Origin of the sequence: Shewanella sp. 4_MG-2023 (assembly GCF_030548015.1) — a bacterium.
In the GTDB taxonomy this organism is placed as follows: Bacteria; Pseudomonadota; Gammaproteobacteria; order Enterobacterales; family Shewanellaceae; genus Shewanella.
Window position 1 is genome coordinate 66,076 of the sequence record NZ_JAUORL010000009.1, and the last position, 25,386, is coordinate 91,461.

A 25,386-nucleotide genomic window follows, 5' to 3' on the forward strand; every position below is an offset into this window, starting at 1 on the left:
AAGCGACTAATTAAGTCGCTTTTAAATGTACTAACAATCTGTTTTTTTATGGCAATGTTTTTAAGTTAAAAATGCCACTGCAGATAAACCGAGTTGTAATTGCTGCCACCTTTGATGCGGCCAAAAGCTGAGCTGGTTTCAAAAATCCCTGATCTATGATGAATACTATAACCTAGCCATGCGTTTTTCATTGGGGCGTGGTTGAACACATCTCCCAAGTTAACATCAAATGAAAAGTCTAAGTAATTTAATAGTTTTGAGGGTCGATAATCTTTTTCGTCAAGTTCGCTGCCTTCAATGTAGGTGACATCAGAGACATAAGATAACCCTTCAGCAACCCCGATCCGAAAACGCCAGCCTAAATCTATGGTGTAAAAGGCTTTAACTGCAAGTACACCTTCAGCTAAGTTATCTTGTACTTCAGAATCATGATGCCAAACAGCACCTGTTGTTAAGTATAAATCAATGGGTAAGTTGAATAAGCTATTACTGAGTGGGATACCATAGAAAAGGGAGGTCATTTGATTGTTGTAACGATCGCCTTTGGCATTCCCGGTTAAAATGTCATTCAAGCTTGAAGGCGTTGCCCAGCCGTGTGCGACTCTTAAAAATTCGCCACTTTCTTTAGGGACTGGATTGGTATTGGGCCTTTTATTATCAGGGAAAAAGCCAAAGCCTAAGAAGGACTCAAATTGATATTGATTTTCAATGGTGGGCAAGTGATAAATATCATCTTCAAGGCGGGTTACCCCAAAGTTACCCAATAGGTATAAATTACTGGCAAGGTGATAGCGAGCATTAACCCCTGCTGAAAAAGCCAATCCAGCACCGGGATCGGCTAGCTCTAAGCCATAGTAATGTTCATTGAAATCGTTGCTTTTCCATTGGAATTCGGCATAAGGATTTAATTGCCAATCACCGCCTTGCCAGTGGTATTGAGTACGAGTGTAACCATACATGCGCTTGTTACCATCACTCATGATGGCAACATCAGCTTCTAGGCCGTCTTTTTGAAAGCGGTATTGAAAACCAAAATCAAAGGCGTCAGATTGGGTTTGATTTTGATATTCTTTAGGGATGTCAACGAACCGAAAACGACTATAAATATTGACTTGATGTTCATCATTTTTCCATAAATGAACCCCGCCCTCTAAGCCATTTAAATAAAAATAATCATTTTCAAATTCAATCAATGGCATGACGTCATAGACATCATCATTTTCAGTGGCATAAGGAATATCAGCTTTACGCACACCAATGCCAACTCCCCAGGTTGATGGGAAGTATTCTACATCTGCATGAGACTCAGCTTTGCTTGGTGGATTAACCGTTTTGGTTTGGTCATTGTCAGCGATGACAGAAAAAGAGCATGTGCTTAAGCAAACAAATGCGGTAAGTAAAGAGGACGTTTTAGGCATAGAGGTTTTACCATTAATCTTTATCAACAATAATTTTTATTACCTAGCAGGATAAGAGGTGGTAAAAAGCTAAGTAAACACTAATTTTTATATTATTTTCAGGATTATAGCATGTAGATATTGTCAAAAATGAAGATCGTCGCTGTTGTAGCAATTTTTTAACTTTAGCGGCAGCTGAACTTTGGTGTTCCACATTGATCTCGACACATCAACAACCCCTAGCCAATGTGCTGAACTTTTGGCTCTAAACATGGCTGGGAAAATGAATAATTATGTTTACCCGATTGTTTTATGCCGTACATGGCATTATCCGCTTGCTTACAAACTTGGGTAAATGAGTCTTGCTGATCAAAGCCTCTAATACCAATGCTTAACCCTAGTGATACTGATTTTTCTTCGATTGTTTGTAATCGGGTAAAGTGCTTGATTAATTGCTGGGCCAGCAGGCTGATAGTCGCGAAATCAGCAGTTGAGGTAATAATCACAAATTCATCACCACCGAGCCTAGCGATGCTGACGTTATTATTTGAGATTAAGGTTTGGCAATAATGATTAAGAGTATTACTGATTTCGACTAGGACTAAATCACCAAAATGATGACCATATTTGTCGTTAACGCCTTTAAAATTATCAACATCGATAAATAATAAACTACCTGAGTTAAAGTCTTTCTCTTGCTGCATCTGCAAGTAAGCTTTTTCAATAGCTGCGCGGTTTAGTAAGTCAGTGAGAGGGTCTTGGTGGGCAAGGCGGGCTAAGTCGAGTTCATAGCGTTTTTCTTGGGTAATATCGATATGGGTGCCCATGATCCTTAAGGGGTGTCCATCTGAGGTGTATTCCACGATACGGCCCCGATCTGAAACCCAGCTGGTGGTGCCATTTTTATGGATCATTCGATGAACGGCGCGATAAACCTCTTCTTTACCTGTGAGGTGATCTTCAAAAGCTTTGATGACCCAGTCTTTATCTTCAGGATGTAAATGGCTTTTCCAGCTAGAAATATTTGCCGCTCGCTCTTCGAGGGTATAACCCAGCAATGCGCCCCATTCTTGATTGAAAATGGTCAGATCGCCAGAAGGGATATGTTGCTCCCACAGACACAAGCCTGTGCCATCGAGTGTTGCTGAGAGCTTCTCTTCACACAGCTTTAGTTTCTGCTTAAGTAAATCATTCTCTTGGGTGAGTTGATTTAACTGAGCTGTGAGCTGTTGAATTTGTGAAGCCAATGGGTCCATCTGAGAAAATCATCCTTGTGTTAAAACGAGCTAAAGCTTGAAAAGCAATCGGTATATCCTTTGTACATTTTACTCATAAATTCGTCAAGAATGAGAATGTATGATTATTGATAACTTATTCTCCCAATGATAGAAATGAAGCGCTTATTAATAAAAAGGCCGCTAAGCGGCCTTTTTAGGGGGTATATCTAACATGTTGAAAATTAATCAGCTTCTTTTAAGCTTTGCGTCAGCTCAACAATGCCTTTTTTACCATCACCGAATAACATAAGTGCATTATCCATGGCAAATAATGGGTTAGGTAAACCTGCAAACCCTGGGCTTAATGAACGCTTAATTACCACCACGGTGCGGGCTTTATCGACGTTTAGAATTGGCATACCATAGATGGGGCTACCTTTATCTTCACGTGCCATTGGGTTGGTGACATCATTGGCACCAATGACAATCGCCACATCCGTTTGCGCAAATTGTGGATTAATCTCATCCATTTCAACTAACTGTTCATAAGGCACTTCAGCTTCTGCAAGTAGCACGTTCATGTGGCCAGGCATACGGCCAGCAACAGGGTGAATCGCGTACTTCACATCGACTCCACGCTCTTGTAAAACGTTAGCGAGCTCACGTACTGCATGCTGTGCTTGCGCCATGGCTAAACCGTAACCTGGGACAATAACCACACGTTCAGCGGTTTCTAGCATCATGGCAATTTCATCTGGCGAAGTTGATTTTACTTTACCTGCGTAAATTTCATCTGCATCGACTTTCTCGCCGCCTTCAGCCATCACACCGAATAAGACGTTAAATAATGAACGGTTCATGGCTTTACACATGATTTGTGTGAGGATAATTCCTGATGCACCAACCAGTGAACCTGAGATAATCAATACCGTATTACCTGTAATGAAACCAGTCGTTGCCGCGGCGATACCAGAATAGGAGTTCAGTAGTGCAATAACAACCGGCATATCAGCGCCGCCAATTGGCACCACTAATAACACACCCAAGACCACTGCCACAGCCACTAAAGCATACATTAAGCTGACGTTAGCAGGGTTAATGACTAGCGCAATGGCTAAGCCAAACGCAGTGATCAGCAGCAGCGCGTTAAGGATTTTATTACCTGGGACTTTGATTGGATTACCTGAAATAAGCTCTTGCAGCTTAGCAAAAGCCACAAATGAACCTGAAAGGGTAACTGCACCAATAATAATGGTCGCTCCGATAGAAATTAACGCCACCATGCTAGTAGCTGCAGTCGGGTCAAGGAAACTTGCCGCAGCAATGGCCAGTGAAGCACCACCACCAAAACCATTCAACAGTGCAACCATTTGCGGCATGTCGGTGACTTTAATTTTAGTCGCCATCACTGCACCAATGGTGCCACCTAATAGTACGCCGGCAATGATCCACTCATAGCTAAGAATGCTTTGGTCAAATAGGGTTACCACCACAGCAATAAACATACCCATGGCTGATAATTGGTTGCCACGAACCGCTGTTTTAGGTTTTGTCAGTCCTTTAATACCAAGAATAAACAGGACTGCGGCAACAAGGTAAGCCAAATAAATAATTGTTGTCATTGAGTCTATTTCCTCTTGAACATAGCTAGCATACGGTTGGTGACCATGTAACCACCGACCACATTGATGGTAGCCAGCACTACGGCGATAAAGCCAAGTACATTCACTATCATGCCACCGCCAGAACCTGCTGACAGTAGGGCGCCTACCAGTGAAATACCTGAAATAGCATTCGAACCAGACATTAATGGCGTGTGCAGTGTCGGTGGCACTTTAGTGATCAGCTCAACACCTAAAAATACTGCGACGACAAAAAGCGTCAGTAATAATAGTAAGGTCATATCCATTATGCTTTTTCCTCTACACTGGTGTCAGCTTCAGGCGTTGCTAAAGGCGCAAGACCCAATAAATCTCTTAGGCGAGCACTGGTGACTTCTTTGCCATGGGCAACAACAGTGTCTCTGACGATTTCATCTTCAAAATCAAGAACCAGTTCACCCTCTTTACTGACGATTAAGTTCAGTAAGTTCTCGACATTTTTACCATACATTTGGCTGGCATGATTCGCTGCAGTGCTAGGTACGTTAGATGGCCCTAAGATCATCACGCCGTTGTGCATAATAACTTCATCAACGCGGGTTAATTCACAGTTACCACCTGATTCAGCCGCTAAATCAACAATGATGGTGCCGTTTTTCATGCCATCAACCATTTCTTTAGTGATAAGCACAGGGGCTTTACGGCCTGGAATGGCTGCAGTGGTAATCACAATATCTTGTTGTGCTAACACATTCGCCATCGCTTGTTGTTGACGCTTTAAAAAGTCATCACTTTGCTCGGTGGCATAACCGCCTTTGGTTTCAGTGTTTTCGGCTTCAATATCAAGCTCAACCGGTTTTGCACCAACAGAAATAATCTGCTCGCGCGCCGCAGGGCGAATATCATAGGCTTCGACAACGGCGCCAAGACGCTTAGCTGTGGCGCAGGCCTGAAGTCCCGCAACACCCACACCCATAATAAAGGCGCGAGTGGGTTTTAATGTCCCAGCAGCTGTCATCATCATTGGGAATAAACGCGGCGCTTTATGGGCGGCGAGTAACACAGCTTTATAGCCTGAAATCGTTGCCATTGATGACAACACATCCATACTTTGGGCACGGGTAATACGTGGAATAAGTTCTAAGGCAATCGCGCTGGCACCCGTGTCAGCAATTGCTTGGGCATTTTGCGGGTTAATCAGCGGGTCCATCATGCCAATCAGCAGTTGCTGAGGCTTGATTAGCGCTTTAATTTCATCGAATTGCTCACCCTTACAGTTCACCACGGTAATGATGTCAGCTTCATTCAGTAGCGCTGCTCGTGATGAAGCAATAGTGGCGCCTACCTTGACATAATCGTCGTCGGTAAAGCCTGCGTTTTGTCCAGCGCCTGATTCTACGATCACTTGTAGCTGTTTTTTTAATAATGCGGTCACATTGGCAGGGATTAACGCAACGCGTAACTCACCTGGGTGACTCTCTTTCGGTAGACCTAATTTCAAAAGGACAACCTCTTAGTTAGTGTAAATAGGGAAGGGTCGGGTCGTGTGAGTATTTAATACAACTTTGTTTTAAATACTCATTTTTTCTAAGTGCCTTTTTATGGTGCACATTTTTTTAGGTGCTTCATTCTGGCAATTATTAGGTTTGAAACAAGTAAATAATGCGCTAAATCACATTTTTACCGAGTTCAGACCCAAAAGTTTGCACTAGACCACACTTTTGTAGCTTAAAAATGCAGCTTTGCATATTCCTTAATGGAATAAAGAATCAACATTTAGTCTTTTTTGGTTTTAAAGAATCGGAGTAATCTGATGATATTAAACTGTTATAGGGCTCTCCAATGTTGTTAAAAGAACTTTCTTCATTCGCATCGCCATTGTCTCAAGGACAAGTCGACAAGCTAAAACAGCTCACTTCTGAATTATCTGCGGTGCAATTAGCTTGGGTTAGTGGCTATTTGGCTGCATCTTCAAATCAAGGGCAAACAGCAAGTGCGCCAGAGGCTAGTGCAGCGCAAACTGTGACAATTTTATTTGGTAGTCAAACGGGTAATGGTCAAGGTATCGCTAAAGAGTTAGCTGCAAAGGCATCCGCTAAAGGCTTTACGGTTAATTTAAGCTCGATGGCTGATTACAATGTGCGTCAGTTAAAGCAAGAAACCATTTTAATCGCGGTGGTGAGTACCCACGGTGAGGGTGAAGCGCCAGATGATGCTATTGAATTACATAAGTTCCTTGCTTCAAAAAGAGCGCCTAAGTTAGATCAACTTAACTTTTCAATTTTGGCCTTGGGTGACTCAAGCTATGAGTTTTATTGTCAAACCGGTAAAGACTTCAGCGAACGCTTATCTGCTTTAGGTGCAACAGAGTTATTGCCGTTAGTTGAGTGTGATGTTGATTACGAAGAAGCTTCAGAGCAATGGCTTGAGTCGGTAATAACAGCGGTTGAGCCATTAGTTGAAACTAGCAGTGCCAGCGTGGTGTCAATTGATAGCGCCAAAGCGGCGGGTGAAAGCGAATTTACCAAGCAAAATCCTTATGAAGCAGAAGTGTTATTAAGTCAAAAGCTTACCGGTCGTGATTCTGATCGTGATGTTCGCCACGTGGAAATCGATTTAGGCGAATCTGGTATCAGTTATCAAGTGGGTGACGCCTTAGGTATTTGGTTTACCAATAACGAGGCTTTAGTCACTGAAGTGATTAGCGGTTTAGGATTAGACCCGTCAACTGAAGTTGTGGTCAGTAAAAATACCTTATCGCTACAACAAGCATTAACAGATAAAAAAGAGCTAACCCAACTTTACCCGGGTCTTGTGACGGCATGGGCAGAGCTTGCGGGGAATGCAGAGCTTAGCGCGATTGCTGCAGATAAAGAGCAAACTCGCCAGTTTGTATTAGGTCATCAATTAGCTGATTTAATCAGTTTGTATCCAGTAAAAATCGATGCCGCAACCTTAGTAAGTTTATTACGCCCATTAACACCGCGTTTATATTCAATTGCCTCTAGCCAAGCGGAAGTGGAAAACGAAGTGCATTTAACCGTGGCACTGGTTGAAGATGAGCGTGCGGGTCAAGCGCGTTTTGGCGGCGCTTCGCACTTCTTAGCATCTGCAGAAGAAGGTCAGCAAGTTAAGGTTTACGTTGAACCGAATAAGCATTTTCGTTTGCCAGAAAATAGCGACACTCCAGTTATTATGGTTGGCCCTGGCACTGGTGTGGCGCCTTTTAGAGCCTTCATGCAACAACGTGCAGCAGACGGCGTTAACAGCGATAGCTGGTTATTTTTCGGTAATCCGCATTTTGAGCAAGACTTTTTATACCAAGTTGAGTGGCAACAGTACCTAAAAGCGGGTGATTTATCGCGCCTCGATGTGGCTTTCTCACGTGATCAACAACATAAAATTTATGTGCAACACCGGATTGCAGAGCAAGGTGAAGCGATTTGGGCATGGCTACAAAATGGCGCGCATTTTTATATCTGTGGCGATGCAGAGCGTATGGCAAAAGATGTCCATCAAGCCTTACTAGATGTCGCAGTTAAGTATGGTGGTTTAGATGCGCAGGGCGCTGAGGATTACCTTGAAGGGTTGCGCAGTGCGAAACGTTATCAAAAAGACGTTTACTAAATGAATACCGCATGAGTTCGAAATAAGCATAACGAAAATAATATACACGCTGGTGATTTGATATCACCAGCGTCATAAAAGCATCGATAGAGGCCACAGGATGAGTGAGCAAAAGTTAGCAGTAAATGAATATTTAAAAACCGACAGTGATTACCTGCGCGGCACCATTAAAGAAGGCTTAGACACCCAAGTTACCGGTTCGTTTAGTGATGGCGATCAGCAGTTGATCAAATTCCACGGCTTTTATCAGCAAGACGATCGTGATTTACGTAATGAGCGTAAAGAACAAAAACTAGAGCCTTTATACAGTTTCATGTTACGAGCCCGTGTACCAGGTGGTATTTGTAGTCCTGAGCAATGGTTGGATGTGGATAAAATCTCATCAACGCTAACGACATCAAACAGTATTCGTTTAACCACCCGTCAAACCTTTCAATATCACGGCATTCCAAAGCGTAATTTAAAAACGCTGATCCAAGGCCTTGATAGAGCGGCGTTAGATTCTATTGCGGCCTGTGGTGACGTTAACCGTAACGTAATGTGTAACCCAAACCCTGTTGAATCTAAGTTACATCAACAGGCTTATGCAGTGGCTAAAGAGTTGTCAGATCATTTATTGCCTCATACTCACGCCTATGCTGAAATTTGGTTAGATAAAGAAAAGCTGCTTGATACTGAAACTCACGAACCTGTGTACGGTAAAACCTACTTGCCACGTAAATTTAAAATGGCTGTAGCAGTACCCCCAGACAATGATGTTGATGTTTATACCAATGACTTAGGTTTTATTGCCATCGCTGAAGCGGGTGAGTTAGTCGGATTTAATTTAGTTGCTGGTGGCGGTATGGGCTCAACTCATGGTGAAGTGGAAACCTTTCCACGTCTAGCGGATGATTTTGGCTTTATTAAAACTGACGATGTGATTAAATTCGCTGAAGCTGTTATGACAGTTCAGCGTGACTGGGGTAACCGTGTCAATCGTAAGCGTTCACGTTTGAAGTACACCATTGTCGATCATGGCGTTGCAGAATTTAAAGCAGAAGTTGAAAAGCGTGCAGGGGTGAGTTTTGAACCTAAACGTGAGGTAGTGATTGGCGATCGCGGTGACCGTTATGGTTGGGTTCAAGGCTTAGATAACAACTGGCATTTAACCTTGTTCATTGAAAGTGGTCGTATTAAAGATGAACCTGGTCAGACGCTGCAAACAGGCTTAAGAGAAATCGCCAAAATCCATAAAGGTGATTTTAGAATGACCTCTAACCAGAACATGATTATTGCTGGGGTTGCAGAAGAAGATAAAGCTGCGATTGAAGATTTAGCCCGTAAGCATGGCTTTTTTGGCAAGGTTATCAGTCAAACCCGCGGCCATTCAATTGCCTGCGTGGCGCTGCCTACCTGTCCATTAGCCATGGCCGAAGCGGAGCGATATTTCCCAGAGTTTATTGACCATATTGATGCGCTGCAAGCTAAGCATGGTATTAGCGAGCAAGCCATTGTGGTGAGAATGACAGGTTGCCCTAATGGCTGTGCGAGACCGTTCGCAGCCGAAATTGGTTTAGTAGGTAAAGCGCCTGGACGTTATAACTTGTATTTAGGTGCAAGCTTTGAAGGCACACGCCTTAATAAAATGTACAAAGAGAATATTCAAGAAGCTGAAATTTTAGCTGAGTTAGACAGATTATTCGGCTTGTATGTACTTGAGCGTGATGCAGGTGAAACCTTCGGTAACTTTACAGTTCGCTTTGGCATAATTAAAGCCGTGAACGATGCCGCTGTAGATTTTCATGGCTAACGGGTTAGCAACAGAGGTCATTACGATGATTAATCACAATGAGTTGCAAGCACTATTATCAGCTCCCAAGTCTGAGCAAAAAATAGTGCTAGAAAAAGTGAATCGCTTTTTAGCCGATTTAACCGCGCAAGAGCGAGTCACTTGGGGATTAGCTTTTTTGCCTGGCGAACATGCTTTATCGTCAAGTTTTGGTATTCAAGCGGCGGTTATGTTGCATATGGTAAGCCAAGCGCAGACAGATATTCCGGTGATATTGACGGATACAGGATACTTGTTTGCTGAAACCTATCAATTTATTGATGAGTTAACCCAAAGACTAGATTTAAATCTACAGGTATTTCGCGCCCAGCAGTCATCTGCATGGCAAGAAGCCCGTTACGGTAAGCTTTGGGAGCAAGATCTCGAAGGCTTAGAAAAGTATAATCGCATCAATAAAGTGGAGCCTATGCAACGTGCTTTGGCTGAGCTAAATGTCGGCACTTGGTTTGCCGGGCTACGTCGCTCGCAAGCCAGTAGCCGTGAAGCGCTGCCCATTTTAGCTATTCATGGTGATAAATATAAGCTACTGCCCATCATTGATTGGAGTAACAAAGATGTCCATGAGTACCTCACTGAGCATCAATTACCTTATCATCCACTTTGGGAGCAAGGGTACGTGTCTGTGGGTGATACTCACTCAAGCAAGCCGCTTGAGCTTGGCATGAGCGAAGAAGAAACCCGTTTTAATGGCTTGAAGCGTGAATGTGGATTACATTACGAAATTTAGCCAATTGCAGGTTAGTCATTTGGTTATAAAAAATATCAGTCCAATGAGGCTGATATTTTTTTGAGTTTAATATTTTTGGGATTCAATAAAAGTGTCAATAGGGATGTTGAACGCAACATATGGGTCGCTAAGGTTAATATTTACTGCTAATGCGAGCGCTTATTATTAATAGGTAACATTGCTTTCGACCAAAGTATTAAAACCAATGACTGATATTTACCTCTGTTGCTTTATATCGTGATATTTAGCCAAAAACAATTAGGCATTTGTTAATTCTATAGTCTAAATTTAGAAGTTCCCGTAGATGGTTTTGTCGACACTTTAGGCATGTTTTTGCACGCCACGTACCTCCAAAGCCTCGCTCGTAAAACGAGTGTGTAGTGATTGGCTTGCTAGCGTAAGCATAATCCATTTGGTTATCTCGGTTAGCCATCATTGGCTAGCCGAGAAACCAACCTTTCATCGATATCGCTATCTTCATGGTTTATTTATCCTATCTTTTTGGCACCTGCTTAACCTTTTATTAGACTTTTAAACCTTATAAACAATTGCTTAACTCGGTTATTGCTTATCAAACCCCAAGCCACTTTTATCGAGGCATTATTTTATTTGCAAATTAAAAGTGTGCTAAGTTATCGCTATGCTTGATCAAATTGAGTTATCGGCATTAACTAAGCATTTACTCTCAAGGAAGAGTGACTTGTTATTACTTACATGTGAATTATGGAGCACAAATAAATGAAAAAACTGGCTATCGCAGTTGCCATTGCCGCTGCTGGTGCAGGCGCATACATGCTATCGAACAACGATGGTGTCACCACAACTGATAACGACATGCTCGCGTATATCCCAGCAGATACCTTACTTTTTTCAGGACAACTCACCCCGTTTCCGTTAGAAGATTATTTGTATTCAATGCCTATGGGGCAAAACGGTGCTGCCCAACTAGAGCAAATTGAGCAGGCTGGCCCATATTCAAGTGCCCAAGAGGGATTTTTTGTCAGTTTATATAAAAGTTATTTAACTAGCCTTGAAGACCCTGAACTGTTTTTAACAACCTTTGGTTTGCCTGCCAAGATTGAGTCATATACCTACACGCTAGGGGCGTTGCCTGTTTTTAAGGTGCAAGTCACTGATGAACAGGCTATTTGGAAAGTATTGGACAAAGCGTCAGAAGAAAGCGGTTTAGCCCACACCACGGCAACCATTGAAGGCCTTGAGTATCGTGCTTATTCACTTATTGATGACGATGAATCGATTGATTTAGTTGTTGCCCAGCAAGATGGCTGGTTAACAGTAACCTTAAATACCTCCTTCAATAAACCAGAATTATTAGCAACGGCGCTGGGATTATCCAAAGTTGATAATCCAATTAGTGACAGTGGCATTGTTGAAGATATCATTAAGACTCATGGTTTTTTAAACGACAGTATAAGCTTTATAAACCATGTGGAATTAGTGAAAGGATTAACCTCAACTGATGGCAATATGCTGGCTAAACAGTTATCTAAATTAGGCGAGTTAGATGGCACTGGCAGTGATCCTTTTGCAGAGTTTAAAACGGCTGAGTGTCAAACAGAGCTTGATGCTATCGCTACAAATTGGCCGCGCACGGTTATGGGCTTAAAAGCATTTAATGTTAGCCGTAAACAAGCGCAGTTTGATGCCCAAATGGTGGTTGAATCTAACAACCAAGTGATATTAGGTGCATTTAATAAAATGCGTGGTTTTATTCCTAGTTTCACTAATAGCCTAACTGACAATGCCATGTCCATAGCACTGGGGCTTGATGCGGCGCAATTAGCACCAGCATTAACTGAAATTTGGCAAGATTTACAAACGCCCAGTTATCAGTGTGAAGCACTAGCGCAAATGCAATATGAAATCAGCGGCCAAAATCCGGCAATGCTTGGCATGATGACAGGCATGGCCAATGGGGTTAAGGGCATGAGTGCCACCATAGTCGACTTTTCGTTAACTGACGAAAATGGTGAGCCTGGCTTTAAGCACCTAGATGCACTGATTAGCTTATCGGCTGAAAACCCAGAAATGCTATTAAACATGATTAAGCCATTTGTGCCTCAGTTAGCCCAAGTTCAACTGGAGACTAATGGTGATCCCATCGATGTGTCTTCATTGCTAATGCTGCCACCTTCAATGGGGGTAAGCGCTCAAATGGCTATTAAAGATCAGCACATTGTGATTTACAGTGGCGATAAAGGTGAAGACTTAGCTAATAAACTGGCTAAAGAACCGCTGGTCGCTAATGGCTTAGCGAATATGTCGATTGATTATCAAAAAGTGCTGAAACCGGTATTTTCACTCATTGAAGAAAGCGGTGAGCAAGTGCCAGAAGAACTAGAAATGCTCAAAGATTATGACATGCGCATGCAGGTAAACTTGGATATTACCGATAAAGGTATTTCAATCTCTACTCGCGGTGATAGTAAAGCTTACTAAGTTGCTAACAAGCTAGTCGGGTATTGATAACAAAAAAGGTGAACTGTATATAACTGCAGCTTCACCTTTTTTATTGTTTTTATTGTTGTTTTTATGGCTGTTTTTATTGTTTGTGATGGCCTATTTTAAAGAATATCACCAATCGAAACCCCGATCCCAATGCGCTGATTATGATGATTATAGTCAATCATACTTTCGCCATAGCCATTAAAGTACTGGGTATATAAGCGTAAATTGCCTAATATCGGATAGCTCCAAGTAAACTCAATGGAGCCTTTATTTGGGTGTTGTAAATTATTGCGCCCCATTAAGGTAAACATATGCTCATCAAGGCCATAGACGGCTGTTAACTCAAAGTTGCCCATATAGTCTTCAATATCGGGGTTGTCATCACCCTCAGGCGAGCTGGGTGTTGCTTTTTCATCTTCAGGGATCCGCCACCACGCCTTTAGACCTAATGCAAAAGGGCCTCTATCAAATACCATGGTGCCGTAAATTCGATTCCAACTGCGTGAAAGTGAACCAGATTGACCATTAGATTGATGCACAGCCCCTACACCCCAAAACGAATTTGTTAACCCTGCCACTTGCCAGTCATTATTGAATAGCATGAACATTTCCGGTTCATGATTAGTTTCTCTAAAAGGGGAGGAAATTTCTTTATTATAGACTTGCCAGTAAGACTGGTTGGTATAGGCGAAATAGAGGTGGCCATTGTCGCCAAAAACGTTATACCACAGCGGGAATTTAAAGCTTATCTGAAACTTAGCCTCAGCGTTATCGATGACTTCTTCATTGTCGTCATTGGTTGTAAAGTTTGTATATGGGTCAGTGTTAGGGTTGTCATTATAGGTGTATGGCAAAATGTAATTAACTTTATGGGGGGTAATGACAAAGCGCTCCTCTGAAGTTTTAAGCTCGTCTTTTACTCTTTCATCAACGAGTGAGTCTTCAGCTAAAGCCACTTGGCTTACTCCTAAACCAATGGCTGCGCTAAACCATAATCGGATCCATGTTGGTTTCATTAAAAGCTCCCTTTAATTATATTTTTCTAGACTAACACTATGGTTAAAAATGAAAAGTACTGATGATTTGAGCTTGGGCTTTGTATGGTAACTGTGCAGCTAGTTTACCAAGGTTTTTAAATGCCACTTAATAGGTCTCATATAACTAAATGGAATAAAAGCTAAGTATTATCTATTATATATGGAATATATAAAGGGCTATATTTGATGCTAAGTAAACATTGTGGGGTTTTGAAAAATGGAATTGGTTTCGATACCGGGTCAAGGGGCCAAAGGGAAAGTCTGGATAGTCGGTGCAGGGCCTGGAGATGTTGAGCTGCTCACCCTCAAAGCTTATCGGGTGTTAAAGCAAGCCGATGCTGTCCTGTACGATGCCCTCGTTAGCCAAGACATCTTAGATTTAATCCCACAAAGCGCTGAAAAAATTGCTGTGGGTAAACGTGCTGGCAAGCATAGTGCTGGGCAAGATGAAATAAATCAGTTACTGGTGACAAAAGCTTACACTCGCAAAAACGTGGTACGCCTTAAAGGTGGTGATCCGTTTATTTTTGGTCGTGGCGGTGAGGAGCTGCAAACCTTAGCAGAAACAGGGGTTGCTTTTGAGGTTGTCCCCGGTATTACTGCTGCTAGTGGCACAGCTGCTTATGCTGGCATTCCATTAACCCACCGAGATTTTGCTCAAGGAGTGACGTTTATTACTGGTCATTGCCAATTACAAAGTCGGCCGATGGACTGGCAAGGTTATGCAAATCCAAATAATACCTTAGTGGTTTATATGGGCATTTTGAACGCAGAGATTATCCGTGATGGATTAATGAGTAGTGGCCGTGATGGTGATACGCCTGTGGCTATTGTTTCTAAGGCGACGACCGCATCTCAACAGCGCTTTATCGGTAAGTTAAGTGAGTTATCGCAGCTGGCTGCAGATCCTGCTTTGCAAATGCCAGCATTGATGATTATCGGTGAGGTGGTGTCATTGGCAGACAGCCTCAATTGGTTTAATCCTCAAGAGTACTCAGCTGCACCAATTCAGTCTCAAGTGAGTATTTAGCGGATTTGATCTTAAGCTATATTTACCGATAATTTTGACCGCATGAATTTAAATGGCGAAGACGACAGTCTTGGCCATTTTTTGTTTTTAGCTGCTCAGGCTTGCCATTAACATGTTCATTTCATACTTATCCCATATTTGTCATTCTTATTGCTTCAAACTTAATTATTATCTCAGTGCTTACCTAGCAAATTTTGATTTCTGTAATTCTTATACAGCTTTTATTGAGATTAATGTGAACTGTGTCTATGTTAAATTGTGATACATGGGGTAGTTCAGCATTGGGTAGCGTTTTAGATGCTGTTTTTTGTGCTTTAGTTCCTGTTTTGAAATTGAATATCGGTCTTGGTTCAAGTTTTTGGTCGAATTTAGGTGTTATTAGTACATTTATTTCACAATTCATTTAAAAGGTGTGACCTCAATAGCGGATTTAGGTCACAAATCTATTTATTATGTGGTATCTGAATTTTAAAGGTTACAAGTAATGGCTGGATCCTCAAATCAGGTTATAACAATTAAACGGGGCCTCGATGTGCCTATCGCGGGTGAGCCGCAACAAATAATCGACGTCACAGCAAAGCCAACCAGAGTTGCCATATTAGGCGAAGAGTATGTTGGTTTAAAGCCGACTATGTTGGTTGAAGAAGGTGATATCGTTAAAAAAGGCCAAGCGCTTTTTCAAGATAAAAAGATTGCCGGAGTGACCTTTACTGCCCCTGCGAGTGGCGAAGTGATTGCCATAAACAGGGGCGAAAAACGGGTGCTATTATCAGTGGTGATCCGTTGCGAAGGCGATGAAGCCGTGAGTTTTGCTACTAGCGATGATGTTTTGGCATTATCCCGCGAAGCGGTGCAAACCAATCTGGTTAACAGTGGGTTATGGACGGCATTAAGAACCCGCCCTTTCTCAAAAATTCCCGCGTTAGATACTAGGCCATCGGCAATCTTTGTGACCGCCATGGACAGTAATCCGTTAGCGGCCGATCCTCGCGTGATTATCGCTGAGCAGCCACAAGCATTTGCTGTGGGAATGCAGGCACTAACCCGGTTAACCGATGGTAAAGTGATGCTGTGTCATGATCAAGGTGAGGCGTTACCCGGCCATGATTTAGCTCAAGTTGAGTCATATCAATTTGGCGGCGTTCATCCCGCTGGGCTGGTGGGTACTCATATCCATCTGCTGCATCCAGTAAGTGTTGAGCGGGTAGTTTGGCATATTGGCTATCAAGATGTGATTGCCGTTGGCAAGCTGTTTCAAACCGGTGAGCTATTTAATGAGCGAGTGGTGTCATTTGCTGGACCCAATGTGTTAAAACCAAGGTTAGTGCGGACCCAATTAGGGGCAGACTTGGGTGAGCTAGTCGAAAATGAAATTGAAGATATTCACTCACGGGTGGTATCGGGCTCCGTACTTTGTGGCCATACCGCAGTTGGGGTTTATAACTATTTAGGTCGTTATCATAATCAAGTTTGTGTACTAACTGAAAACGCCCGTCACGAGTTATTACCTTGGGTGCGCCGTAATAAAGAAAAGTTCTCACTGACAGGTATCATGATGTCAGGTTTTAGCCGTACTAAAAAACTGTTTGATTTTACCACCCATGCAGGTGGCTCTCCTCGTGCGATGATGGCTTTTGGTCAGCTTGCCCGCGTTATGCCTTTGGATATTTTACCGACCTTGTTGGTGAGAGATCTGGTGGTGCGAGATACCGATGAAGCACAGCTATTAGGCGCTTTAGAATTAGACGAAGAAGATTTAGCACTTTGTACCTTTGTTTGTCCCGGAAAGTATGACTTTGGTAAAGAGTTACGTGCTTGCCTAGATATCATCGAGAGGGAAGGTTAATGAGTCAGCAACAAAAGAAACCGGATCATCAAGATCGCTATTATGCTCATGGCGACTCGATGAAAAGTTACTTGCGATCCTTGTGGATTGCTCGTGGCCGCAGTACCAAAGGTAAAGTGCATGTTCGTGATGCCATTGATGTAAAACGTACCATGCATATTGTGGGTATGTGTTTACTGCCCGCCATATTTTTTGGGATGTACAACCTAGGCTTACAAGCGCAAATTGCCATCATGGCTGGGGCAACTCAACCTGAGGCTTGGCAGGCTGGCTTGTTTTCAATGCTGTTTGGCCAGTTAACCGAACAATCAGGTTTTGTCAGCTTAATGGCTTATGGTGCGAGTTATTATGTGCCAATTTACCTAATGACCTTGTTTGTCTGTTTAGTGTGGGAAGTGGTTTTTGCCAAAGTGCGGCGCCAAGAATTACATGAAGGCTTCTTTATTACAGCATTACTGTTTTCTATCATAGTGCCGGTATCGACACCCTTATGGATTATTGCTGTAGGAGTGACCTTTGGGGTTATCGTAGCCAAAGAAATGTTTGGCGGCATGGGTTATAACTTTTTAAACCCAGCGTTAGCCGGTTATGCCTTTATCTATTTTGCCTACCCCACAGAAGTCGCAGCCTTAAGCCAATTTGTTGCTGCTGATGGTTTTTCAGGTGCCACCACCTTAACCCAAGCTGCAGCCAGTCGCGCGAATATGTTTGCCGATGTTAGCTGGATTAGCGCCTTATCAGATCCTGCATGGATGGATGCATTTTTAGGCTTCACTCCAGGCTCTATTGGTGAAACCAGCACCTTAGCTATTTTGATTGGCGGCGGTGTATTGCTGCTAACTCGAGTGGCAGATTGGCGAGTGGTTGCAGGGGTTATGTTCGGCATGATCGCTACAGCAATATTGTTTAACTTAGTTGGACCTGCGAAAAGCTCTATGGCTTCTATGCCGTGGACATGGCATTTAGTTACCGGTGGTTTTGCACTGGGGATGATGTTTATGGCAACCGATCCAGTGACCGCCTCATATACCCGCAGTGGTCGATACGCCTATGGCGCATTAATTGGCTTTATGACGGTGCTGATCCGGGTGTTGAACGTGAAATTGCCTGAAGGGATCATGTTGGCGATATTGTTCGCAAATCTATGGGCGCCATTATTCGATTATCTGGTGGCTCGTGCCAACATTAAACGGAGACTAAAACGCCATGGCCTTTAAGAAAGATAGCATAGCTGGCACGATGATTTTTATCATCAGCCTGAGTTTAGTCTGTTCGTTTATGATCACCGGTACCGCTGAAATTTTAAAAGAACGTAAGCTGGTTAAAAAGCGTGATGAAGTGCAGCAGTTTGTATTACGGGCCGCCAATATTGATATCAGCAGCGGCGATTTTAGGGAATTATTTGAACAAAGAGTAAGCCCTAAAATGGTCAATCTAGAGTCGGGTGAGTTTGTTGATCATGACAATCTACTTGATTTTGATGAGCGTATGGCAGCGATAAACCCAGATACATCATCAAAACCTAAAAAAGATACCGCCAAAATTAAAAGCCGTGCGGATAATATCCGCGTATTTGAAGTCTTTGACGCTAATGGTCAATTATCCAGTGTGGTGATGCCCATTTATGGTAAAGGACTGTGGTCGATGATTTATGGTTATTTAGCCCTTAAGCCTGATTTAAATACCGTTGAGAATATTATTTTCTACGAACACGGTGAAACCCCTGGTATTGCTGATTTTGTAACAGATCCCCAGTGGACTGACTTATGGAAAGGTAAGCAGCTATTTGATGATAAAGGCAAAATTTCCATCAAGGTTATCAAAGGCGGTGCTAAAGCTGGCGATATTCACGGTGTTGATGGCGTTAGTGGCGCAACCCGAACGGGCATGGGCATTCAACGTGCGGTTGAATTTTGGTTTGGTGTAGAAGGTTATCAAACCTTTCTTAACCAGTTTGCCACTACGGAGGCGAAATAATGAGTACGACTATCTCAACTAAACAAATTCTGACCTCACCGATTTTTGCCAATAACCCAGTGGCGATGCAAGTGCTAGGGGTCTGCTCTGCACTGGCTGTGAGTAATTCAATGCAAACCGCATTGGTAATGACACTGGCGGTGACCTTTGTTTTAGTGTGCTCCAATGTGATCATTTCGAGCATTCGCAATTTTATCCCTAGCAGCGTGCGTATTATTGCGCAAATGACCGTGATTGCCTCTTTGGTAATTATCGTTGATATGGTGTTGCAGGACGTGGCTTATGAGCTTTCAAAGCAGTTATCTGTATTTGTCAGTTTGATTATTACCAACTGTATCATCATGGGCCGCGCAGAAGCCTTTGCGATGAAATACCCACCGCATTTGGCATTTGTTGATGCGCTAGGTAATGCCATGGGCTACGGGGTGATTTTATTAAGTGTCGCCTTTGTGCGTGAGCTACTAGGACGCGGAACCTTATTTGGCAAAGAGATATTTACCACTATCGAAAACGGTGGTTGGTATCTTGCCAATGAAATGTTCACCTTGCCACCAAGCGCATTCTTTTTGATCGGCGTGATGATTTGGGCGATCAATGTTGTGCAGCGTAAGAGAGGATAATGGCAATGGAACACTATATTAATTTATTTATTCAAGCGGCCTTTATCGACAACATGGCACTGTCTTTTTTCTTAGGCATGTGTACCTTCCTCGCGGTGTCTAAAAAGGTCTCAACCTCATTTGGTTTGGGCATTGCAGTGATTGTGGTGATGGTATTAGCCGTACCGGTAAATCAGCTGATTTACGTGAATATCCTTGCGCCAGGTGCACTGGCATGGGCAGGCTTCCCTGAGCTTAACTTAAGCTACTTACAGTTAATTACCTTTATTGGGGTGATTGCCGCATTAGTGCAGATTTTGGAGATGTTTTTAGAAAGGTACATTCCAACTCTGTATCAATCTTTAGGTATTTTCTTACCGCTACTAACGGTGAACTGTGCCATTTTTGCTGGGGTTATTTTCATGGCCAACCGTGATTATAACTTAGGCGAATCTGTGGTGTTTGCAGCAGGTAGTGCAGTGGGCTGGGCGATGGCCATTGTCTTACTCGCCGGGCTGCGTGAACGGATGAAATTTCATGCTATCCCACTAGGGCTGCAAGGAATTGGCATTACCTTTATTACTACAGGTTTAATGGCATTAGGTTTTATGTCATTTGCTGGCATCACTTTGTAAGGCGTGAAAATGCAAACAAATTTGAATTCGCTTATAGATGACTCACTCATGCTTGAATCAGTGGTTTTGGTAAAACTGACCCATGAGACTGCTTGTTATCAGCAACTGTTGAGAAGGTGCATTTAATGGAAATGGCAATTGGCATAGGCATGTTTACCATAGTGGTAAGTTTGCTGGTAATGATAATTTTATTCGCCAAAAGCAAATTGGTGGGTACGGGTGATGTCACCATCGGCATTAATGGTGATGCAGACAAAAGTGTGTGCACACCTGCTGGTGATAAACTGCTTGGCGCACTGGCGAGCAACAGTATTTTTATTCCATCGGCCTGTGGCGGTGGCGGCACCTGTGGCCAATGTCGGGTCACAGTGAAATCAGGTGGCGGTGATATCTTAGCCACAGAGCTTGACCACATCACCAAAAAAGAAGCCAAAGAAGGCTGCCGGTTAGCGTGTCAGGTTGCGGTGCGAACCGACATGGAACTAGAAGTGGATGAAGAGATCTTTGGGGTTAAAAAGTGGCAATGTGAGGTAGTTTCTAATGACAACCAAGCGACCTTTATTAAAGAGCTGCTGCTGAAAGTCCCTGAAGGGGAGGATGTTCATTTCAAAGCCGGTGGTTATATTCAAATTGAAGCCCCTGCCCATGAGGTGAAATACGCTGATTTTGATATTCCTGAGCAATATCGTGATGACTGGGATAAGTACGACTTATTTAGCCTAGTTTCAACCGTTGATGAAGATGTATTGCGTGCTTATTCAATGGCGAACTACCCCGACGAAAAAGGCACCATCATGCTGAATGTGCGTATTGCTACGCCGCCAAGCAATGATTTACCACCAGGGCAAATGTCGTCATATATCTTTAATCTAAAGACTGGCGACAAGGTAACTATTTCAGGGCCCTTCGGTGAGTTTTTTGTCAAAGAAACAGACGCAGAAATGGTGTTTGTTGGTGGTGGTGCAGGTATGGCGCCGATGCGTTCGCATATTTTTGATCAACTTAAGAGTAAGCAAACGAAACGTAAAATGTCTTTTTGGTATGGGGCGCGTTCAGCGCGAGAGATTTTTTACCAAGATGATTTTGATACCTTAGCCGCTGAAAATGACAACTTTGAATGGCATGTAGCTTTGTCAGAGCCTTTAGCTGAAGATAACTGGACCGGCTATACCGGCTTTATTCATACGGTATTATTGGAAAACTATCTTAAGAATCACAAAGCGCCAGAAGATTGTGAGTTCTACATGTGTGGCCCTCCAATCATGAACTCCTCTGTGATCAGCATGCTAGAAAGCTTAGGTGTTGAAGAAGAAAATATCTTGCTAGATGACTTTGGTGGCTAGTGTTTAGTTACTAATGTTCAAAGTAAGCTAACTAACAGTAAGCGTTTCAAAACAAAAAAGCTGAAACCTAGGTTTCAGCTTTTTTTGTCTAAAATTTATCGAGTCTAGAGTTTGTCGAGCTTAAAATCTTGATGTTTACCTTGTAAGCTAGGTTCAAGGTGTAACCCTCCCTTATATCGCTGCTATTTTTATATTGATAACAGATTACATGCATAAGTGAAATGAGGTCAAATTGTGATGGTTAACATCTCCTGTGATTAAAGACTAAATTAAAAAGGGGGCAAAATGTTTCATGACCACCAACTCTATTCTCCATTTATATTGGCACTTTTTACGTAGACCATAACTTCGATTTAACCAATTGCCTGCCGCAGGCTTATGTGCAGATACAACTGCGAGACGCCGCAAGTACATCCATGTAGGCTCTGCCAAAACATCCATGTTTTGGAAGCTCGCTGCTGCATCTACACTGGGATTATTGCTTCTTCGATTTGACTGTATTAGTGCCAAGTAAAAGATTAAAAAGATTAAAAAGATATAAAGCTAAAAATCCAAAAGACTCAATTTGAATTGAGGACGTTGAAGAAAATAGCGTGATGCTCACATGGATGTGAGCATAGCTTTCGCGGTGCAGGGATGCACCATCGGAAGCGTTAGCATTTTCGAATAAGACCGAAGCAGTCTACAAACGAAGTTAAAAGCTGGATCGATCCCCATCGAAAACTATGCGCTTTTCAGCATTTTTCGTTAGGGGCGGCAGGGTGATCCAAGAGGGTATTGCTGTTGATACCCTTTTGGTCGGGTGTGGGTGGAAAACCCACGATGTTAATCCAAACGGAGTTTGGAAATACAGAAAGGAAACCAACAGCCTAAATCTGGTGTGGGCGAAGCGCCACGACGTTAATCCAAACGGAGTTTGGAAATATTTAAAAAAATAAATCAGGTGTGAACGAAGCGCCACAACGTTAATCCAAACGGAGTTTGGAAATACAGAAAGCAAACCAACAACTTAAATCTGATGCAAATTAAACCAACACTTGTTTAAGCACTCTTTGCCAGTTGCCACCGAGGAAACGATCTCGGTCGCTCGACTTATAACGTGCTTTGGCCAGTGCATCGTCAATGCGACTCATTCTGTCGATATGGTTAAGTTCTGGGATAACCACATGCTCTGGGGTATGGTCAAAGCCTAATACATTTTTATCAGCAAGACTTTGCCACCAACCAAGGTATTGTTTTACCCCTTCGGCGTTATTGTTATTTAACGCCAGTAAGTTTTCTTGTCCCCGCAGGGGAAAGTCATTGGCAATGGCTACTGCATCCATGCCGCCCAGTCTAGCGACCCTATCAAGTTGGCGAATATAATCATCAATACTCGGCACAGGCTTATTGGTGAGCCAAAAGCTCATCATGAAAATACCAAACACACCGCCAGTGTCGGCAATAGCGCGGATCACTTCATCGGGTGAGCAGCGAGCATTATTGACGATGGAGCGCACAGCGCCATGGCTTTGCACTATGGGTTTAGTGGAGACTTTAGCGGTATCCAGTGCGGTTTGCGGACTTGAGTGACTGACATCGATAAGAATATTGTGACGATTAAGCTCGGCGATTAATGCCTTACCATCAGCGGTCAGTGGCTTATTGAGGCTTTGAAAGCCATCATTGTCTAATGCGCCACCGGCAAAGCGGTTGCCGTAGTGGTGGGTTAATTGCAGCACCCGTAAACCATGTTTGTGAAATTGGTCTAGTTGTGGCCAAGGCTTATCGCCACTGTTAGCGTTATCGGCATCGGCTTCAACACAGTCAGCGCCTTGGATTTGAAAGTACACCGCGGTGCGCTGCTCATTTCGGGCTTTGGCAATGTCGTTGCCTGTTAGCCCTTGTAATAAAACTGAAGGGTTATCATCGACCACTTTTTTAGCTTGTTTTATACTTTCAATACAGGCTTGGTAGGTGCGTTTGTAATTGGTGGTGCCATCGGGCTGTGTAATAGTTTCGATAGCGGAGATATCACAGATGTAAGCATCAAGTTTTGATTCGCGAACATCTGCTAGGTTTTCGGGCAGAAATGATAAACCATCAATATAGAGGCGCTTTTTGGAGGCGGCAAACACAGAAGTGCTATACAGCGGGCAAAGTAAGCTGGTTGCAGCGATCCCTTTAAGTAGGGTTCTTCTGTTTTGGTTACAAGCGCTTTCAGACATTGTTATTCCTTTTAACGCTCGTAATCATTATTGATTAGTTTGCGGCGTATTGCTTAATTGCATTGGCGAGTGCGGTAAGCCCATTGGTACGAGAGGGGCTTAATTGGCCGCTAAGTCCTAATTGTTCAAAATACTCAGTTAAGTCAAATGCACTAATGGCGGCACTGGTTTTTGTATGAGTTGCATATAACAGTATAGCAATTAGACCCTTAACTATACGTGAATCACTGTCGGCACAAAAAAAATGTTTGCCATCAATCGCTTTATGGTAAAGCCACGCTTGGCTTTCGCAGCCTTTTACTTGGGCTGACTCTAGCTTAAAGGCATCATCAAGTGTCGGTAGGGCTTTACCAACCAGCATGATTTGACGGTATTTATCTTGCCAGTTGCTTGCTGACTCAATCGCGCTGACGGCTTGTGCGACCTTATTATCTAGCGGTTTAAAACAGTGCTCTTGGGGTTGTGGTAATTGGTTAGTCATTTTCTCAATTTACTATCAGGTGGTGGAGAGTATTTGCAGCTATAAAGCTAAGGTTAAAAAGCCTGGCTAAAACATCAGGCTATAACAGTAGATCTTTAACATTACCCAGCGCCGCGATAAACAGGTCAATGTCTTGCTTATTAGTATAGAGGCCAATGGATGCTCGGCAACAACCTTTAATGTTTAACTGCTGCATTAATGGCATGGCGCAGTGGTGGCCACAACGAACGGCTATGCCTTGTTGATCAAGTAGTATCCCAACATCTTGATGATGCTCTTGTGCCAAGTTAAACGCAACCACGCCAATATTATGCGGCGTTGCACCAATAAGGGTTATATCGCCTAAGTTTCTGAGTTCATTTTGCAAATAGTTCAGTAAGCTTTGCTCATGGGCCAGTAACTCAGCTTTTGGCAGTCCATTGATAAAACTAATTGCTGCGCCTAAACCGATAACCGCTGAAATCGCTGGGGTGCCCGCTTCTAATTTATTGGGCAGTTCCCCAAAGGTGGTAGCTTCAAAACTCACCGACTTTATCATTTCGCCGCCTGTTAGCAGCGGTTCAAGCTTATCGAGCTCGGCATAACGGCCGTATAAGATCCCAACGCCAGTGGGGCCATACATTTTATGGCCTGAAAACACATAAAAGTCGCAGTTAATTTGTTGTACATCGACATCGATATGGGCGATGGCCTGAGCGCCATCAACAAGAGTGAGTGCACCTACTTGCTGGGCAAGCTCAACTAATTGGCTGACATCATTTACCGACCCCAGCGCATTGGTCACATGGCTTATGGCCACAAGCTTAGGTTTTAAACTAAGCAGTGCTGAATAGGCATTGATATCAATGGATAAATGCTCATTCAGTGGAATGGGTTTAACCACAGCGCCGGTATTTTTGGCCAATTGTTGCCATGGTACTAAGTTGGCGTGATGGGCGGCGCTATCAACTAAAATAATATCATTAGCTTTAAGCTGTTTGCTTAAGCCTGCAGCGACCATGTTGATCGATTCAGTGGTGCCGTGAGTGAAAATAACTTCTTCAGTTTGGCTAGCATTAATAAATTGCTTAACTTGATGACGAACGTGTTCATAGTTGGCTGTGGCTCTGGCTGATAACTGATGGGCGGCGCGATGCACATTAGCGTTATCATGCTGATAATACTGAGTCATTGCCTCAATGACACTAACAGGCTTTTGGCTGGTGGCTGCCGTATCTAAATAACACAATGGATTATCATCTAGCTGTTGATCCAATATTGGAAACTGAGATCGAATAGCTTGGTGATCAAAGGCATTATTAATTAAAACGGTATCCACAGGCACTGTCATTGAAAGCTCGTTAAGTTAATGATGAATCGCTG

Annotated in this window: 20 protein-coding genes; 11 read left to right on the forward strand and 9 right to left on the reverse strand. The window is 43.0% G+C overall.

Annotated features, from left to right (window positions below; all coding sequences use genetic code 11):
• Positions 1-65: 65 nt before the first annotated feature.
• From Q4546_RS06970 to Q4546_RS06990, 5 genes are all read right to left on the reverse strand, one after another.
• The gene (locus tag Q4546_RS06970; RefSeq protein WP_303445972.1) at positions 66-1,418 is read right to left on the reverse strand and encodes a MipA/OmpV family protein; all 1,353 of its coding nucleotides are present in this window, start codon (positions 1,416-1,418) and stop codon (positions 66-68) included.
• A gap of 218 nt (positions 1,419-1,636) precedes the next feature.
• Positions 1,637-2,653 (reverse strand): sensor domain-containing diguanylate cyclase, encoded by a 1,017-nt coding sequence (locus Q4546_RS06975; protein WP_102438439.1) that lies wholly within the window; start codon positions 2,651-2,653, stop codon positions 1,637-1,639.
• Between the two features lie 203 nt (positions 2,654-2,856).
• The gene (locus tag Q4546_RS06980) at positions 2,857-4,236 is read right to left on the reverse strand and encodes an NAD(P)(+) transhydrogenase (Re/Si-specific) subunit beta (protein ID WP_076540751.1); all 1,380 of its coding nucleotides are present in this window, start codon (positions 4,234-4,236) and stop codon (positions 2,857-2,859) included.
• Positions 4,237-4,241: 5 nt separating this feature from the next.
• Entirely contained in the window at positions 4,242-4,517 is a 276-nt protein-coding gene (locus Q4546_RS06985; RefSeq protein ID WP_102438475.1) for an NAD(P) transhydrogenase subunit alpha, read from the reverse strand.
• A gap of 5 nt (positions 4,518-4,522) precedes the next feature.
• Positions 4,523-5,716, reverse strand: a complete 1,194-nt coding sequence (locus Q4546_RS06990) for a Re/Si-specific NAD(P)(+) transhydrogenase subunit alpha (protein WP_102438441.1) — start codon at positions 5,714-5,716, stop codon at positions 4,523-4,525.
• Positions 5,717-6,057: 341 nt separating this feature from the next.
• Here Q4546_RS06990 and Q4546_RS06995 point away from each other — a divergent pair, with 341 nt between their 5' ends.
• From Q4546_RS06995 to Q4546_RS07010, 4 genes are all read left to right on the forward strand, one after another.
• On the forward strand, positions 6,058-7,842 hold the full coding sequence (locus Q4546_RS06995) for an assimilatory sulfite reductase (NADPH) flavoprotein subunit (RefSeq protein ID WP_102438443.1): 1,785 nt from the start codon (positions 6,058-6,060) through the stop codon (positions 7,840-7,842).
• Between the two features lie 100 nt (positions 7,843-7,942).
• A complete protein-coding gene (cysI, locus tag Q4546_RS07000; protein ID WP_303445973.1) occupies positions 7,943-9,634 on the forward strand; it encodes an assimilatory sulfite reductase (NADPH) hemoprotein subunit in 1,692 nt (563 codons plus the stop codon).
• Positions 9,627-10,400 (forward strand): phosphoadenylyl-sulfate reductase, encoded by a 774-nt coding sequence (locus Q4546_RS07005; protein ID WP_102476918.1) that lies wholly within the window; start codon positions 9,627-9,629, stop codon positions 10,398-10,400. The genes cysI and Q4546_RS07005 overlap by 8 nt, the downstream gene beginning before the upstream one ends.
• A gap of 738 nt (positions 10,401-11,138) precedes the next feature.
• Entirely contained in the window at positions 11,139-12,860 is a 1,722-nt protein-coding gene (locus tag Q4546_RS07010; RefSeq protein ID WP_303445974.1) for a hypothetical protein, read from the forward strand.
• 125 nt (positions 12,861-12,985) lie between these two features.
• Here Q4546_RS07010 and Q4546_RS07015 read toward each other — a convergent pair whose 3' ends face one another.
• Entirely contained in the window at positions 12,986-13,885 is a 900-nt protein-coding gene (locus Q4546_RS07015; RefSeq protein ID WP_102438451.1) for a phospholipase A, read from the reverse strand.
• Positions 13,886-14,123: 238 nt separating this feature from the next.
• On the opposite strand from Q4546_RS07015, the gene cobA reads away from it, so the two are divergent.
• The 7 genes from cobA to nqrF all read left to right on the forward strand — a co-directional run bounded on the left by cobA (position 14,124) and on the right by nqrF (position 21,336).
• Positions 14,124-14,936, forward strand: coding sequence for a uroporphyrinogen-III C-methyltransferase (gene cobA, locus Q4546_RS07020; protein ID WP_102438453.1), 813 nt, complete (start codon positions 14,124-14,126; stop codon positions 14,934-14,936).
• A gap of 484 nt (positions 14,937-15,420) precedes the next feature.
• Entirely contained in the window at positions 15,421-16,782 is a 1,362-nt protein-coding gene (locus tag Q4546_RS07025) for a Na(+)-translocating NADH-quinone reductase subunit A (protein ID WP_303445975.1), read from the forward strand.
• Positions 16,782-17,999 (forward strand): NADH:ubiquinone reductase (Na(+)-transporting) subunit B, encoded by a 1,218-nt coding sequence (locus tag Q4546_RS07030; protein ID WP_303445976.1) that lies wholly within the window; start codon positions 16,782-16,784, stop codon positions 17,997-17,999. The genes Q4546_RS07025 and Q4546_RS07030 overlap by 1 nt, the downstream gene beginning before the upstream one ends.
• Positions 17,989-18,759, forward strand: a complete 771-nt coding sequence (locus Q4546_RS07035; RefSeq protein WP_102438459.1) for a Na(+)-translocating NADH-quinone reductase subunit C — start codon at positions 17,989-17,991, stop codon at positions 18,757-18,759. Before Q4546_RS07030 ends, Q4546_RS07035 begins: the two co-directional genes overlap by 11 nt.
• Positions 18,759-19,379 (forward strand): NADH:ubiquinone reductase (Na(+)-transporting) subunit D, encoded by a 621-nt coding sequence (locus Q4546_RS07040; RefSeq protein WP_076540771.1) that lies wholly within the window; start codon positions 18,759-18,761, stop codon positions 19,377-19,379. The genes Q4546_RS07035 and Q4546_RS07040 overlap by 1 nt, the downstream gene beginning before the upstream one ends.
• A 5-nt stretch (positions 19,380-19,384) precedes the next feature.
• Complete coding sequence (nqrE, locus tag Q4546_RS07045) at positions 19,385-19,993, forward strand: NADH:ubiquinone reductase (Na(+)-transporting) subunit E (protein WP_076540866.1); 609 nt, start codon at positions 19,385-19,387, stop codon at positions 19,991-19,993.
• A 125-nt stretch (positions 19,994-20,118) separates the two neighbouring features.
• Positions 20,119-21,336 carry an NADH:ubiquinone reductase (Na(+)-transporting) subunit F gene (nqrF, locus tag Q4546_RS07050; protein ID WP_102438461.1) on the forward strand — a complete coding sequence of 406 codons (1,218 nt, stop codon included), beginning with the start codon at positions 20,119-20,121 and terminating at the stop codon, positions 21,334-21,336.
• 1,025 nt (positions 21,337-22,361) lie between these two features.
• Here the strand turns inward: nqrF and Q4546_RS07055 are convergent.
• The 3 genes from Q4546_RS07055 to Q4546_RS07065 form a co-directional block, all read right to left on the reverse strand.
• Positions 22,362-23,543 (reverse strand): membrane dipeptidase, encoded by a 1,182-nt coding sequence (locus Q4546_RS07055; RefSeq protein ID WP_303445977.1) that lies wholly within the window; start codon positions 23,541-23,543, stop codon positions 22,362-22,364.
• Between the two features lie 34 nt (positions 23,544-23,577).
• Positions 23,578-24,024 (reverse strand): SufE family protein, encoded by a 447-nt coding sequence (locus Q4546_RS07060; RefSeq protein ID WP_102439723.1) that lies wholly within the window; start codon positions 24,022-24,024, stop codon positions 23,578-23,580.
• Between the two features lie 79 nt (positions 24,025-24,103).
• A complete protein-coding gene (locus Q4546_RS07065; RefSeq protein WP_102439722.1) occupies positions 24,104-25,354 on the reverse strand; it encodes a cysteine desulfurase in 1,251 nt (416 codons plus the stop codon).
• Positions 25,355-25,386: the final 32 nt, after the last annotated feature.